Origin of the sequence: Bacillus sp. 105MF, from assembly GCF_000374885.1 — a bacterium.
GTDB lineage: Bacteria > Bacillota > Bacilli > Bacillales > Bacillaceae_G > Bacillus_A > Bacillus_A pseudomycoides.
The window spans coordinates 175,727-191,599 of record NZ_KB895567.1 but is presented as its reverse complement, the minus strand read 5'-3'; the positions used below and the strand labels follow the sequence as shown (position 1 = coordinate 191,599).

Genomic DNA, 15,873 nt, shown 5'->3' with positions numbered 1-15,873 from the left:
TATAGTAGGTGTGAAGAAAATATGAAGATGAATATGAACAAAATTCATACCAATAAAGGAGCAGGTTACTTTATGATATTTTTCCTCCTGCTCTTTTTGCTGTTGTTAGCCCGATTCTTTTATATTCAAGCGACAGGAACAGTACATGGTCAAGACTTAAAGAAACTTGCACAAGACAAGCATAATAAAAATGGCGTACTTGAAGCGAATCGTGGAACGATTTATGATCAAAATGGACATGTGTTAGCGCAAGATGCGAACTCATACAAGATTGTTGCGAAACTAAAAGGTGAAAAACCTGTAAAAGATAAAGAGGATGCTGCAAAGAAAATTGCAGGTGTACTTGGGACAGGTGAAGATGAAATTTTAGCCACTTTAAACAAAGATAAGAGTCAGGTAGAGTTCGGAGCGCTGGGAAAGAACTTGACGAAAGAGAAGAAAGAGCAACTAGCAAGTCTTAACATACAAGGTATTTCATTTGTTACAGAAAAAGCTAGAGTGTATCCAAATGGGGATTTCGCATCTTACGTGTTAGGTTATGCAAAACCTGATGATAAAGGAATTGCGGAGGGGAAATTTGGATTAGAAGAGAGTTTAGATAAGTATTTACGTGCATCTAATGGAAGTGTAGCATATACAGGAGATCGTAATGGTGTTTCTCTCGATGGTGGAAAGCAAAATGTAAAGCCACCGAAAAATGGAGAAAATGTGTATTTAACAATTGATCAACGGATTCAAGGTTTTTTAGAAGATGCGATGAAAGCAGCTGATCAGCACTATGAACCTTCTATGCTAATTGGATTGGTTGCAGATCCGAAAACAGGAAAAATACTAGGAATGTCTAGTCGACCTAGCTATGACCCAAATAAGGGTGATATTCAATACTATCTTAATGATCCAATCGCAAATGCGTATGAGCCGGGGTCTACGATGAAAATTTTCACATTAGCTGCGGCGATTAATGAAGGTGTATATAATGGTCAAGAATATTACCAGTCAGGTACGTATCCAGTTGGAAACCGTAAAATAAAAGATCATAACAATGGTGCAGGTTGGGGATCTATTACATTTGATGAAGGGGTTGAGCGTTCTTCTAACGTTGCATTTGCAATTTTAGGAGATCAAAAACTTGGTCCAGATCGTTTCCGTCAATATATTCACAAATTTGGATTGGATGAAAAGACTGGCATTGATTTACCTAAAGAAGGAAAAAATACAATTGTATTTGACCAGCAGATTCAACAGGTAACAACAGCATTCGGACAAGGCTCTACTGTAACACCGATGCAACTTGTACAAGCTGCAACCGCAATCGCAAATGGTGGGAAAATGATGAAACCTTATACCATCGATCGAATTGTAGATCCACTAACGAATAAAGTGGAATTAGAGCATAAACCAGAAGAAGTGGGGCAACCAGTTACAAAAGAAACAGCAGAACAAGTAAGACAATTATTAGAACGCGTTGTTACCTCACCAAAAGGAACAGGGAATGCGTATAAAATCGATGGATACTCTGTTGGTGGTAAAACAGGAACAGCACAAATTCCGGATGGAAAAGGTGGATATATGACTGGAAAAGAAAACTATATTTTCTCATTCCTTGGTATGGCACCAATGGACGATCCGCAATTAATTGTTTACTTTGCAATTAAGCAGCCGAAATTAAAAGATAATGAATACGGGGCACAACCTCTCGCGGAAATGTTTAAATCTGTAACGAAAAATAGTTTAGAGTATTTGAAAATTAAACCGAATCAAGTGAAAGATTCGAAGAAATATGTGAAAGAGCAACAGGCGGTTGTTCCAGAGGTAACCGGAAAAACAATGGAAGAGGCAAAAACAACATTAGAAAAAGCCAAATTCCGTCCGATTATAGTAGGTGAAGGAAAAGTAAAACAACAGGTACCAAAAGCGACTGAAAAAACATTGAAGGGCGATCGAGTCTTCTTAGTAGGAGATAAACCGTTGATGCCAAATATACAAGGATGGGCACTTCGGGATGTAATGAATTTAGCGAAAACGTTAAATCTTAATTTGAAGCCATCTGGTACAGGATATGTGACAGAACAAAGTGTGGCGGAAGGAACGCCGTTACAAGCAGGTACGGAATTAGCTGTAACACTTGTACCACCGCTTGAGCCACAGCAAGAGGCAGAAAAGCCATAGAATGTTCTAGGTGCATAATGTAAGAAGTCCAAGAGGTTCTATTCGAATAGGTACAAGCATATATTGGAACAAGCTAGGCGTAAAGGAGGCTTGTTCCAATATGCGTGTATCGAATGTAACAGTTAGAAAGCGACTTATTTTTATACTTATATCAGGTATACTCATTTTTACAATTATTGATATTCGTCTTGGATACGTACAGTTTTTTCTTGGGAATATGTTAACAGATCGTGCAAAGGATTCGTGGAGTCGTAATATTACTTTCGAACCTGAACGAGGAAAAATTTTAGATCGAAATGGTGTGGAGCTTGCAACGAATAAAAGTGCACCAACTGTCTTTGTTGTACCAAGGCAAATTGAAAAACCAGCAGAGACTGCAGAGAAGTTAGCTGCAGTTTTAGGTGTGGAAAAAGAGGAAATTTATAAACGGGTTACAAAAAAAGAGTCCATTGTAAGATTGGATAAGGGCGGAAGGAAAATTTCTCATGATAAAGCAAAGGAAGTACGTGCTTTAAGTTTAAAAGGTGTTTATATTGCTGAAGATTCCATTCGGTATTATCCGTTCGGAAAATATTTATCCCATGTACTAGGGTTTGCTGGTAGTGACAATCAGGGGCTTATGGGACTTGAGTCGTATTATGATAAAGAGCTAAATGGTGATAAAGGGCATGTGCGCTTTTTTGCAGATGCGAAAGGGCAAAGGATGCCGAATGTTGGAGATGATTTCAAAAAACCAGAGGCAGGCTTAGATTTAAAATTAACAATCGATTCTCGAATCAATACGATTATAGAGAGAGAAATGAATATCGCAGATTCTACGTATAATCCAGATGGTATGATCGCAATCGCGATGAACCCGAAAAATGGTGAAATTTTAGGAATGTCAAGTCGCCCAAGTTTCGATCCCGCGGATTTTCAGAGTGTTTCACCAGAAGTGTTTAATCGAAACTTGCCTGTATGGAGTACATATGAGCCGGGATCGACTTTTAAAATCATTACACTTGCGGCTGCTTTAAATGAAAAATTAGTAGACTTGGAGAAAGATACGTTTTATGATGATGGAGCAGCTGAAGTTGGAGGCGCTAGGCTACGTTGTTGGAAAGCTGGTGGCCACGGTAGTCAAACGTTTTTAGAAGTTGTTCAAAATTCTTGTAACCCAGGTTTTATTGAGCTTGGGGACCGCCTTGGAAAAGAAAAGTTATTCCAATACATTCGTGATTTTGGTTTTGGACAGAAGACAGGGATTGACTTGCAAGGAGAAGGAAAAGGGATTTTATTCAACTTAGATAAGGTTGGTCCGGTTGAACAGGCGACGACTTCTTTTGGGCAAGGGGTTTCTGTTACACCGATCCAACAAGTTGCTGCGGTAGCGGCAGCTGTAAATGGTGGGACATTATACCAGCCGTATATTGCGAAAGAATTTGTTGATCCATCGAATAATCAAGTTGTAAGAAAGAAAACACCGGTCGAGAAAAGAAAAGTTATTTCCAAGGAAACATCGGAAAAAGTTCGTTATGCGTTAGAAAATGTTGTAGCGAAAGGTTCTGGTAAAGGTGCATATATTGATGGTTATCGTGTTGGTGGAAAAACAGGAACTGCCCAAAAAGTAAAAGACGGAAAATATTTAGATAATAATTATATTGTATCTTTTATTGGGTTTGCTCCAGCAGATGACCCACAAATCGTTGTGTATGTTGCGGTGGATAATCCAAAAGGAGTTACTCAATTTGGTGGTGTTGTTGCTGCGCCAATTGTAGGAAATATTCTTCGTGATGTGCTTCCTGTGATGGGAGTAGAGCCACGCAAGGAGCAGGTTGAAAGGGAATATAAATGGGGCGATACACCTACAATAGAAGTTCCGGATTTAATCGGGATGAAGAAAAAAGATTTGCAAACGCAGCTTGTAGATTTGCAGCTCGATGTAAGTGGTGAGGGAGACAAAGTAATTAAACAATCACCAGAAGCTGGTGCCAAAGTAAAGGAAGGATCAAAAATTAGGATTTACTTTGGTAATTAAAAGTCAGAGATTGTGTTTTGTGATACAATTGGTGGAAGTTGAGTTAATATATAATCTCTGTTTTCATAGAAATTTATTTTCTATGAAAACAGATTATATTGCTCTTGAACATAAAAAATAAAGAATTTATCAGCTGAGGTATTATATGATGCACTGATAAACGAGTCTGATTTTTCGGGCTCTCAGCAAATGCTTCCTTCTTCAATTTTTAGCGAATGAAGGATAGGAAGAATTACTTATTAAGTAAGAGATAAATAAACAATGTAGAGAGGGTTTAGTGAAATGAAGTTGCACACACTTGTATCATGTTTGCATGATTTTCCAGTTGTTCCAAAAGAAAATCCAGAAATTACATCCATTGAAGCAGATTCACGTAAAGTGACAAATGGAAGCTTATTTGTATGTATGAAAGGGTATACGGTTGATAGCCATGATTTTGCTAAGCAAGCAGCCGCGCAAGGTGCGGCTGCTATTGTTGCGGAAAGACCGATTGATGTTGACGTTCCAGTTGTACTTGTGAAAAATACCTATCGTTCTTTAGCGGTTTTAGCTGATTATTTTTACGGACAGCCAACGCATAAATTACACTTGATTGGGATTACAGGTACAAATGGAAAGACAACAACATCGCATATTATGGATGAAATTATGCGGGCACACGGTCATAAAACAGGGCTAATTGGAACAATTAATATGAAAATCGGTGATGAAACATTCGAGGTGAAAAATACAACGCCAGATGCACTGACACTTCAGCAAACGTTTCGCCGTATGGTTGAGCAAAATGTAAATAGCGCAGTAATGGAAGTTTCTTCACATGCATTAAGTCTTGGCCGTGTACACGGTTGTGATTATGATGTAGCTGTATTTACAAATTTAACACAAGATCATTTAGATTATCATAAAACGATGGAAGAATATAAGCATGCAAAAGGCTTTCTTTTTGCTCAGCTTGGTAATAGCTATCATCATAACCGTGAAAAGTACGCTGTGTTAAACAGTGATGATCCAGCAGCAGAGGAGTATATGAGAAGTACTGCGGCTACGGTTATTACGTATGGAATTGATACACATAGTGATATTATGGCAAAAGATATTGTGATGACGAGTGGTGGAACAACATTTACCCTTGTTACGCCAAGTGAAAGTGTAAATATTACGATGAAGTTAATTGGAAAGTTTAACGTATACAATGTTTTAGCAGCAATAGCCGCTACTCTTGTGTCTGGTGTAACTTTGCAAACGATTATTCATGTTGTGACGAATTTAACTGGAGTTCCAGGCCGCTTTGAAGTTGTGGACGGGGGACAGGATTATACAGTTATTGTCGATTATGCACATACTCCAGATAGTTTAGAAAATGTGTTAACAACAGCGAAACAATTTGCAAAAGGGAATGTGTATTGTATTGTTGGTTGCGGCGGTGATCGTGATCGGACGAAAAGGCCAATTATGGCTGGTGTCGCTACAGAATATGCAACACACGCAATCTTGACTTCAGATAACCCAAGAAGTGAAGATCCACAAGCGATTTTGGATGATATGTTAGCAGGTGCAAAAGGAAATAATTATGAAGTCATTGTTGATCGAAAAGAAGCGATTTTCCATGGGGTTTCAGAAGCGAAGGCAGAAGATATTATTATCATTGCTGGAAAAGGGCATGAAACGTATCAAATTATTGGCAAAGAAGTACATCATTTTGACGATCGTGAAATTGCGAAAGAGGCAATCACTGAGCGTTTAAACAACAAAGAGTAACAACATGAGAGGGGGACTACATGTGCTTGAACAAGGTTTATTAGTAACGGCTGGGGTAGCTTTCTTAATTTCTGTTGCCCTTTCGCCATTGTTTATTCCAATTTTACGTAGGTTAAAGTTTGGGCAAAGTATTCGTGATGAAGGGCCAAAATCACATCAAAAGAAATCGGGAACACCAACGATGGGTGGTATTGTTATTTATGTGTCTATGATGGTGACAACACTTATCATGGCAATTAAATTTAAACATTTAAATGCGGAAGTATCATTATTATTATTAGTTACATTTGGTTATGGATTGATTGGTTTTTTAGATGACTATATAAAAGTTGTTAAAAAAAGAAATCTTGGTTTAACATCAAAACAAAAATTAATCGGTCAGCTAGTTATTGCAATTGCATTTTTTGTAATTGCAAAAGGGCAGGGATTTGATACACATTTAATGATTCCAGGAACCGAAATTAAATTTGATTTACACTGGGCATATTTTATCCTTGTGCTATTTATGCTTATTGGTGGATCAAATGCAGTCAATTTAACAGATGGTTTAGATGGATTGTTATCAGGAACAGCCGCAATTGCATTTGGAGCATTTGGCATTATTGCAGTTGCTCAAGATCAATATGCCGTAGCTATTTTCTGTATGGCAGTTGTAGGAGCGGTACTTGGATTCTTAGTGTTTAATGCAAATCCAGCTAAAGTGTTTATGGGAGATACAGGTTCTCTTGCTTTAGGTGGTGCAATAGCTGCCGTAGCTATTTTATTAAAGCAAGAATTATTACTTGTTGTAATTGGCGGCGTATTTGTAATGGAAACTTTGTCTGTTATTATTCAAGTTATTTCATTTAAGACGACAGGAAAACGTGTTTTTAAAATGAGTCCACTGCATCATCATTACGAATTATGTGGCTGGTCAGAATGGCGTGTTGTTGTAACATTCTGGTCTGTAGGATTTTTATTGGCAGTATTAGGAATTTATATCGGGGTGTGGATGTAATTGAAAACTGTAACTGACTATCAAAATAAAAATATTCTTGTATTAGGTATTGCAAAAAGTGGCTATGCAGCAGCAACTTTATTAAAAAGCTTAGGTGCAAATGTTATTGTAAATGACGGAAAACCGTTAGCAAATAATGTATTAGCTGCAGAATTGCAAGCAAAAGGAATGGACGTTGTATGCGGTGGTCATCCACTAGAGTTGTTAGAAAGAAATATTTCACTTGTTGTAAAAAATCCAGGGATTCCATATTCCAATCCACTACTGGTTGCAGCGAAAGAAAAACAGATTCCAATTGTGACAGAAGTGGAGCTTGCATATCGTATTTCAGAAGCACCGTTTGTTGGAATTACGGGGTCAAATGGAAAAACAACAACGACAACACTAACGTTTGAAATGTTGAAAGAAGGACAAAAACATCCTGTTATTGCTGGAAACATAGGTACCGTAGCATGTGAAGTCGCGCAGGCAGCGAAAGAAAATGAAGTAGTTGTTACAGAACTTTCATCATTCCAGCTAATGGGAGTGGAAACATTCCAGCCTAAAATTGCAGCATTTTTAAATCTGTTCGAGGCTCACTTAGATTATCATGGTACAAAAAAAGAGTATGGTTTAGCAAAAGCGAATATTTTTAAAAGCCAAACTGAAGCTGATTATAGTGTAATTAATGCTGATGATGTAGATGTAATGGCGTTATCAGCAAATAGTAAAGGACAAAAAGTATTATTTTCGGCTACTAAGGTAATTGAAGATGGTGCATGTATTAAAGACGGTGCTCTTTATTTTAAAGGTGAGAAAATCGTTGAAGTTCAAGATATCGTTTTACCGGGTAAACATAATTTAGAAAATATTCTAGCTGCTATGAGTATTGCTAAATTGCTAGGGGTAGAAAATGAGGCAATTATTGCCGTATTAAAACGCTTTACAGGTGTAAAACATCGTTTAGAATATGTAACAACAATTAATAATCGTAAGTTTTATAATGATTCAAAAGCAACAAACATGTTAGCAACAGAAAAGGCGCTATCAGCATTTACGCAGCCTGTTATTTTGTTAGCAGGTGGGCTTGATCGAGGAAATGAATTCGATGATTTAATTCCATATTTTGAACATGTAAAAGCGATATTAACATATGGACAAACAGCACCTAAGTTAGTAAGGGCAGCTGAAAAAGCAGGGATAGATATTATTGAAAGTGTCGATAATTTAGAAGAGGCTGTAGAAAGAGCGTATTCTCATTCTACAGATGGAGATGTAATTCTTCTTTCGCCAGCTTGTGCAAGCTGGGATCAATTTAAAACATTTGAAGAAAGAGGAGACATTTTTATACAAGCTGTGCATAAACTTATATAAAGTAAACAAAACATCAGTAGGCTAACACCTACTGATGTTTTGTTACATAGAAGAAAAAAGCTTCTTCAAAAAAGGTGGTGCTCATTGCCAATGAAGAAAACGCCTGATTTTATTTTAATTATCGTAACACTTTTGTTGTTAACAATTGGAATGATTATGGTCTACAGTGCAAGTGCTGTCTGGGCTTCCTATAAGATGGGGGATTCATTCTTTTTTGCAAAACGACAGCTATTATTTGCGGTACTTGGTGTAGCTGCCATGTTTTTTATTATGAAAATTGACTACTGGACATGGCGTACTTATTCGAAAGTGATTTTGCTCATTTGTTTTATCCTTCTCATTCTTGTCTTAATCCCTGGAGTTGGACTTGTTCGAGGGGGAGCGCGAAGCTGGATTGGGATTGGAGCATTTTCGATTCAACCGTCAGAATTTATGAAATTTGCGATGATTATTTTTTTAGCTAAATTTTTAGCGGAAAGACAAAAATTGATTACATCTTTTAAAAAGGGGCTACTTCCAGCACTTGGTTTTGTATTTGTTGCATTTGGAATGATTATGTTACAACCAGATCTTGGAACAGGAACAGTAATGGTTGGGACATGTATCATAATGATTTTTGTTTCAGGAGCACGCATTTTTCATTTTGCAATGCTAGGGCTAATAGGAGTAGCGGGATTTGTTGGATTAATTGCATCGGCACCATATCGAATGAAACGTATTACGTCTTATTTGGATCCGTGGTCAGACCCACTTGGGAGTGGATTTCAGATTATTCAATCGTTACTTGCGATTGGCCCCGGTGGTTTGTTTGGGCTAGGACTTGGACAAAGTAGACAAAAATTTCTTTATTTACCCGAGCCGCAAACAGATTTTATTTTTGCGATTTTATCCGAAGAATTAGGTTTTATTGGTGGGTCGTTTGTGTTATTATTATTTAGTCTGTTATTATGGCGTGGGATTCGTATAGCATTAGGAGCGCCTGATTTATATGGTACGTTTTTGGCAGTAGGTATTGTGGCGATGATTGCGATTCAAGTGATGATTAATGTTGGTGTTGTAACAGGACTAATGCCTGTTACAGGAATTACTTTGCCATTTTTAAGTTATGGTGGGTCGAGTTTGACCTTAATGCTAATGGCAGTTGGCGTATTATTGAATATAAGTCGTCATTCTCGCTACTAAACCCTGTTTATAAGACAGGGTTTTTCGTGTGTAGAAAACGGAAAATATATTATAAATATATGAATATATAAAATTGAATTTAGAACAGAGAAGCGGAGGAATTTGTAGTGCGAGTATTAGTTAGTGGTGGTGGCACGGGAGGTCATATATATCCAGCTCTTGCGTTAATTAGAGAAATAAAAAAACTACATCCTGAAGCAAGATTTCTATACATTGGTACGGAAAATGGATTAGAAAGTACAATTGTTCCAAAAGCAGGGATACCATTTCAATCGATTGTCATTAGTGGATTTAAACGGAAAATATCCCTTGATAATGTAAAAACAGTGATGCGTTTTCTAAAAGGTGTACAAGATAGTAAACGATATATTCGTCGCTTCAATCCAGATGTTGTAATTGGTACAGGAGGCTATGTATGTGGTCCAGTCGTTTATGCGGCGGCGAAATTAGGGATTCCTACAATTGTACATGAACAAAATAGTGTACCTGGTGTAACCAATAAATTTTTAAGTCGCTATGTGGATAAGGTAGCTGTTTGTTTTGAAGCGGCATCTGAACATTTTCCAAAGTCGAAAGTTGTCATGACAGGAAATCCGCGTGCATCAGAAGTAATGAACCAAAATGGCATGAAAGGGAAGCGTTCTGTTGGATTATCTCTTTCTAAAAAATCTGTGCTTATTTTTGGTGGAAGTCGCGGGGCAAGACCGATTAATGATGCGTTTGTGGCAGCAATTGAACAATTTGGTAACAAAAATTATGAAGTATTGTATATCACAGGTGAAGTGCATTATGATAAAGTCATGGAGGCTATAAAACAAAAAGGGAATCCGGATAATGTAATCATTAAACCGTTTATTCATAATATGCCAGAGGTACTTACTGGTGTGGATCTTGTCGTTTCACGTGCTGGTGCTACAACATTAGCAGAGTTAACAGCGTTAGGAAAACCAAGTATTTTAATTCCGAGTCCTTATGTGACAAATAATCATCAAGAGAAAAACGCGAGATCTGTTGTCGATAAGGGAGCAGCAAAAATGCTTCTTGAAAAAGATTTAACTGCTGAAGCTCTTCTTCATGATATTGATGAAATTCTATTAAATACACAAACATTACAAAACATGAAACTAGCTGCTACGCAGTTAGGAATTCCGGATGCAGCAAATAAGTTATTTGAAGTGATGAAAAAACTTGTACAAAATAACGTTAGGTGAATGCCCTGCATACTACTGTAATACGGAGATTTAATATGGGGGAGATCATCATGAAACAATTAGCAAAGGAACTTATCGAAGCAGAAGTTGGTAAAGTGTTAGAAAATGAAGCGTTAGCTCGTTATACAACTATGAAAATAGGTGGGCCAGCTGATATTCTAATCGTGCCAAGTAGTGTTGCTGGTGTGGAGAATACTTTAGATCTAGTAAAGAAATATAACACAAAGTGGACAGCAATTGGACGTGGTTCTAATCTTCTAGTATCTGATAAAGGTATTGAAGGTGTTGTAATTCGTTTAGGAGAAGGATTAGATCACTTAGAAGTAGAAGGAACTACTGTACGAGTTGGAGGAGGATATCCTCTTATTAAGTTGTCAACACTACTTAGTCGCCAAGGTCTAGCTGGATTAGAGTTTGCTAGTGGTATCCCAGGAAGTGTCGGTGGAGCAGTATATATGAATGCCGGTGCACATAAATCAGATATGTCAGAAATTTTGATGAGCGCGCGTATTATGTTTGAAGATGGTACAATGAAGTGGTTAACAAAAGAAGAGATGGGATTTTCTTATCGTACTTCTGTTTTACAAACAAAGCGTCCTGGCATTGTAGTAGAAGCAAAATTGCAGTTGAAAGAAGGAAATCGTGAAGAAATAGTTGGTGTAATGCAAAAGAATAAAGACTATCGTCGTGAAACTCAGCCATGGAATCATCCTTGTGCCGGTAGTATATTTAGAAATCCACTACCAAATTTCGCTGGAGATTTAGTCGAAAAGGCAGGTCTACGTGGTCATCAAATTGGCGGTGCGAAAATTTCCGAAATGCATGGAAACTTTATTGTCAATGCAGGATCTGCATCAGCACAAGATGTGCTGGATTTAATTGCATTTGTCAAAAAAACAATTAAAGAAAAATTTGGTGTAGATATGTATACAGAAGTGGAAATTATCGGAAGATAGCTGTTGTTTGTTCCGCTCATTATCATTTATGGTATAATAAGAAGATAAGAACGGCATGCGTAACATGCCGTTCTTTATGTTACATAGGGGGATCGTACATGAAAAATAGTAAAGTGATTAAACTACAAGATCGTGTACCAAAACTAAAGAATCAAAAAAAGAAGAATAAAAAACCTGTCAATCAGAGATTAATTTTATATGTATCGATTTTATTTTTATTAGTACTTTTTTTAATTTATTTTCGGTCTCCACTTAGTAATATAAAAAAGATAAGTGTTCTAGGAAATCATTATATGACAGATGAACAAGTCATGAAGGAATCTGGAGTTACATATGACACGAGTTATTTTCGAGTGACAGCACATAAGGCTGAAGAGAATTTAACAAAACGAAATGAAATTAAGAAAGTAAATGTCAAAAAACGTTTTCCAAATAAAATTGACATTCACATTGAAGAGTATGTAACGATAGGTTATATAAACAAAGGTGGAAAGTTACAGCCACTTCTAGAAAATGGTAAAACACTTGACGTGCTTCCGAACGGGAAATTACCTGTCGCAGCTCCGATTTTTGAACCATTTAAAGAAGAGAAAATGAAAGAGTTAATTGAAGAGCTAGAAAAATTAACTCCGACTATTCTCAGATCTATTTCTGAAATTCATTATGCTCCAACGAATTCAAATGAAGACCATCTTACTTTGTATATGAATGAAGGTTATGAAGTGAGTACAACTATACAAGATTTTGCGAAGCGTATGGAAGCATATCCACTTATTATAAAAAATATAGAGTCGGGTAGAAAAGCCCTAATTGATTTAGAAGTTGGCGCATACTTTAAATATTTAGATAATGAAGAAAAAAAGCAGTAGAGTAGTAGTTTTATTTCTTTTCAAATACAATAACGACAAGTGTGTTTTTCTATGTGTAAATTTCATTACAATTATGATTAATTTGGTGAAAAATAACTAGATTTTCTTCGATTCATGCTAGGATTGGTACAAGTTTAGCTTTTCTATGAGTACATCTTAGTGTAGACTTATATTTGGCGATAATCTTTGCATTTGAAATCGAGTTATTTCAAAGATAAAGCAGTCATTCACAGATTACTGTGATTGCAATAAGTGAATGTTAAATAAAAATAAGAAAAATATAGGGTTAAAAAAGGGAAACGCATAAAGACGTTGAATATTTTTCTTATAAATAGTAAAGCTGCGATTGTTGTTCCATATATTGACCTGTATGGTATAAATAAAGAAGGAGGTGCCAAAGAATGAACAGCAATGAAATATATGTTAGTCTTGACATCGGTACATCCAATGTTAAAGTCATCATTGGTGAAATGGTTAATGATGGTTTAAACATTATTGGTGTTGGAAACGTAAAATCAAATGGTTTGAAAAAGGGCTCCATAGTTGACATAGACGAAACTGTTCGATCAATCAAAAAAGCAATTGAACAAGCTGAGCGTATGGTAGGAATTCACATTGAACAAGTTGTTGTAGGTGTGAATGCAAATCAGGTGCAGCTTCTTCCTTGTCACGGAGTTGTCGCTGTTTCAAATGAAGATCGTGAAATTGGAAATGAAGATGTCTTACGCGTTCTGGATGCAGCACAAGTTGTATCAATTGCTCCTGAACGTGAATTTATTGATGTGGTGCCTCGACAATTCATAGTAGACGGTCTTGATGAGATTAACGATCCACGCGGGATGATTGGTGTAAGATTAGAAATGGAAGGCACGTTAATTACAGGCTCAAGAACGTTATTACATAATTTACTACGTTGTGTGGAAAAAGCGGGCCTTGAAATTGTTGATATTTGTCTGCAACCTTTAGCAGCTGCAACGGTTGCTTTATCTTCTGATGAGAAAAATAGAGGTGTAGCCCTTGTTGATATTGGCGGAGGATCTACAACCTTATCGATTTTTCAAGATGGAGAGTTACAAGCAACAAGTGTATTGCCTTTAGGTGGAGATCATATAACGAAGGATATCGCTATAGGACTTAAAACTTCAACTGAAAGTGCGGATCAAATTAAGCTGAAATATGGACATGCTTTTTATGATACTGCATCTGAAGAAGAAGTGTTTACGGTTCCTATTATGGGAAGCGATCAAACAGAACAATATTCACAACTAGAGTTATCTGATATTATTGAGGCACGTGTAGAGGAAATCTTGATGTTTGTTCAAGAAGAGGTCCGGAAGCTAGGAGTAAAACAAGTAGCGTCTGGTTATGTACTTACTGGTGGGATTGCTTCTATGCCGGGTGTTCTTGATCTTGCATATGATATTTTACATGAAAATGTTCGTATAGCCACTCCAGATTATATTGGCGTTCGTGAACCACAGTATACAATTGGAGTCGGATTAATTAAACATTCTTATCAAAAAGCGAAATTGCGCGGAAAAAATGTTCAGGAAAAGGAAGAGCATTTTGAACCTGTACCAGCACCAATGCCGGTACAGCAGCAACCTGTAAAACAAACAACGCGTAAGCAAAGCAAAAATAATGAAGACAATGAGCGTATGATGTCAAAAGTAAAACGTGTATTCCGCTATTTATGGGATTAAAATTGCACACGAAAAATGAGGTTCTAGGGGGATTTCGACATGTTAGAGTTTGATACTACTCAAGATCAATTAGCGAGCATAAAAGTTATCGGTGTCGGCGGTGGCGGAAATAACGCTGTAAACCGTATGATTGAGCACGGTGTACAAGGTGTGGATTTCATTGCTGTGAACACTGATGCGCAAGCATTAAATTTATCAAAAGCTGAAACGAAAATGCAAATTGGCGGAAAATTAACGCGTGGACTTGGTGCCGGCGCAAATCCTGAGGTAGGGAAAAAAGCCGCTGAAGAAAGTAAAGAACAAATCCAAGAAGCACTTCGTGGTGCAGATATGGTCTTTGTAACAGCTGGTATGGGCGGTGGAACTGGTACGGGTGCAGCTCCAGTTATTGCACAAATCGCAAAAGAACTAGGCGCGTTAACAGTTGGTGTTGTAACACGTCCATTTACATTCGAAGGTCGCAAACGTGCGACGCAAGCTATATCTGGGATTACAGCATTTAAAGATAATGTAGATACAATCATTGTTATACCGAATGATCGTATTTTAGAAATTGTAGATAAAAATACACCAATGCTTGAAGCGTTCCGCGAAGCGGATAACGTATTACGACAAGGTGTACAAGGTATTTCCGATTTAATTGCTACACCTGGTCTCATTAACTTAGACTTTGCAGACGTAAAAACAATTATGTCTAATAAAGGTTCTGCATTAATGGGTATTGGTGTTGGAACTGGTGAAAACCGTGCAGCAGAAGCAGCAAAACGTGCAATTTCTAGTCCGTTATTAGAAACATCTATCGATGGTGCACAAGGTGTTCTTATGAATATTACTGGGGGCACAAACTTAAGTTTATATGAAGTGCAAGAAGCGGCAGATATCGTTGCTTCAGCTTCAGATCCAGAAGTGAATATGATTTTCGGTTCTGTAATTAATGAGAGTTTAAAAGATGAAATTGTTGTTACTGTAATTGCAACTGGTTTTGATGATAGTGTTACAGTTCAGCCGCCAAAAACATTTGTACGTTCAACGGCGACTACAAATCACGCGCAACAGCAACAACCAACAGCACAGCCACAAAAACAACGTGAAGTAAAACGCGAAGTGAAACGTGAAGAGTCTATTGTACATGATCGTAATACAGATTCAGATGATATCGATATTCCAGCATTTTTACGTAACCGTCGTAGACGATAAAAAAGAAAGGAGCCTCAGGGCTCCTTTCTTTTTTATTACACAACCTTAAATATTTTAAAATAAAAAAACTTATCTCGCTATTCATAAATATATAAATTCATTTTGATTTTTCAACGTACAAGTCGCTGTTACGAAGAACAAAAGGTGACCAGCACTCGTTTCTCTCTTTGTTTTAACTTGCATATGGCAGGAAAAGGATTAATCTGACCGCTTCTATGCATGGCCGGATGCATTCTTTCACTTAAAAAGAAAGGTTTTATGTCGTTTTTTCAATTTGTATTTATATAGTAAGACCATCATCTAAATTATAGAAAGTAAGAAAAATAGATGAAGGGAACCGAAGAATTTATTATTAGAAAGCTCACAATATATACCTCACGACAGATTATGTCTAGAAACCACAAAATAACAAAAAAACCCCTCCGCAAATTGACACACTTTCCTATTGGATATGCTTTATA

Annotated in this window: 11 protein-coding genes; all 11 read left to right on the top strand. The window is 37.0% G+C overall.

Going from position 1 to position 15,873, the window contains the following annotated elements; genetic code table 11:
- Window positions 1–21: 21 nt before the first annotated feature.
- Window positions 22–2,169: a penicillin-binding protein gene (locus C564_RS0106210; protein ID WP_018764759.1), complete on the top strand. Its 2,148-nt coding sequence runs from the start codon at window positions 22–24 to the stop codon at window positions 2,167–2,169.
- Between the two features lie 100 nt (window positions 2,170–2,269).
- Window positions 2,270–4,186: a stage V sporulation protein D gene (locus C564_RS0106205; protein ID WP_003208238.1), complete on the top strand. Its 1,917-nt coding sequence runs from the start codon at window positions 2,270–2,272 to the stop codon at window positions 4,184–4,186.
- A 282-nt stretch (window positions 4,187–4,468) separates the two neighbouring features.
- A complete protein-coding gene (locus C564_RS0106200; RefSeq protein ID WP_018764758.1) occupies window positions 4,469–5,944 on the top strand; it encodes a UDP-N-acetylmuramoyl-L-alanyl-D-glutamate--2,6-diaminopimelate ligase in 1,476 nt (491 codons plus the stop codon).
- A 22-nt stretch (window positions 5,945–5,966) separates the two neighbouring features.
- On the top strand, window positions 5,967–6,941 hold the full coding sequence (mraY, locus tag C564_RS0106195; RefSeq protein WP_018764757.1) for a phospho-N-acetylmuramoyl-pentapeptide-transferase: 975 nt from the start codon (window positions 5,967–5,969) through the stop codon (window positions 6,939–6,941).
- Window positions 6,942–8,294, top strand: coding sequence for a UDP-N-acetylmuramoyl-L-alanine--D-glutamate ligase (murD, locus tag C564_RS0106190; protein ID WP_003199773.1), 1,353 nt, complete (start codon window positions 6,942–6,944; stop codon window positions 8,292–8,294).
- 84 nt (window positions 8,295–8,378) lie between these two features.
- A complete protein-coding gene (gene spoVE, locus C564_RS0106185; RefSeq protein WP_018764756.1) occupies window positions 8,379–9,476 on the top strand; it encodes a stage V sporulation protein E in 1,098 nt (365 codons plus the stop codon).
- Window positions 9,477–9,583: 107 nt separating this feature from the next.
- A complete protein-coding gene (gene murG, locus C564_RS0106180) occupies window positions 9,584–10,687 on the top strand; it encodes an undecaprenyldiphospho-muramoylpentapeptide beta-N-acetylglucosaminyltransferase (RefSeq protein ID WP_003199778.1) in 1,104 nt (367 codons plus the stop codon).
- Between the two features lie 50 nt (window positions 10,688–10,737).
- A complete protein-coding gene (gene murB / locus C564_RS0106175; protein WP_018764755.1) occupies window positions 10,738–11,643 on the top strand; it encodes a UDP-N-acetylmuramate dehydrogenase in 906 nt (301 codons plus the stop codon).
- 98 nt (window positions 11,644–11,741) lie between these two features.
- The gene (locus C564_RS0106170) at window positions 11,742–12,512 is read left to right on the top strand and encodes a cell division protein FtsQ/DivIB (protein ID WP_003199783.1); all 771 of its coding nucleotides are present in this window, start codon (window positions 11,742–11,744) and stop codon (window positions 12,510–12,512) included.
- 401 nt (window positions 12,513–12,913) lie between these two features.
- Window positions 12,914–14,215 (top strand): cell division protein FtsA, encoded by a 1,302-nt coding sequence (ftsA, locus tag C564_RS0106160; protein ID WP_003199785.1) that lies wholly within the window; start codon window positions 12,914–12,916, stop codon window positions 14,213–14,215.
- 39 nt (window positions 14,216–14,254) lie between these two features.
- On the top strand, window positions 14,255–15,412 hold the full coding sequence (gene ftsZ / locus C564_RS0106155) for a cell division protein FtsZ (RefSeq protein ID WP_003199787.1): 1,158 nt from the start codon (window positions 14,255–14,257) through the stop codon (window positions 15,410–15,412).
- The last annotated feature ends 461 nt before the right edge of the window (window positions 15,413–15,873 follow it).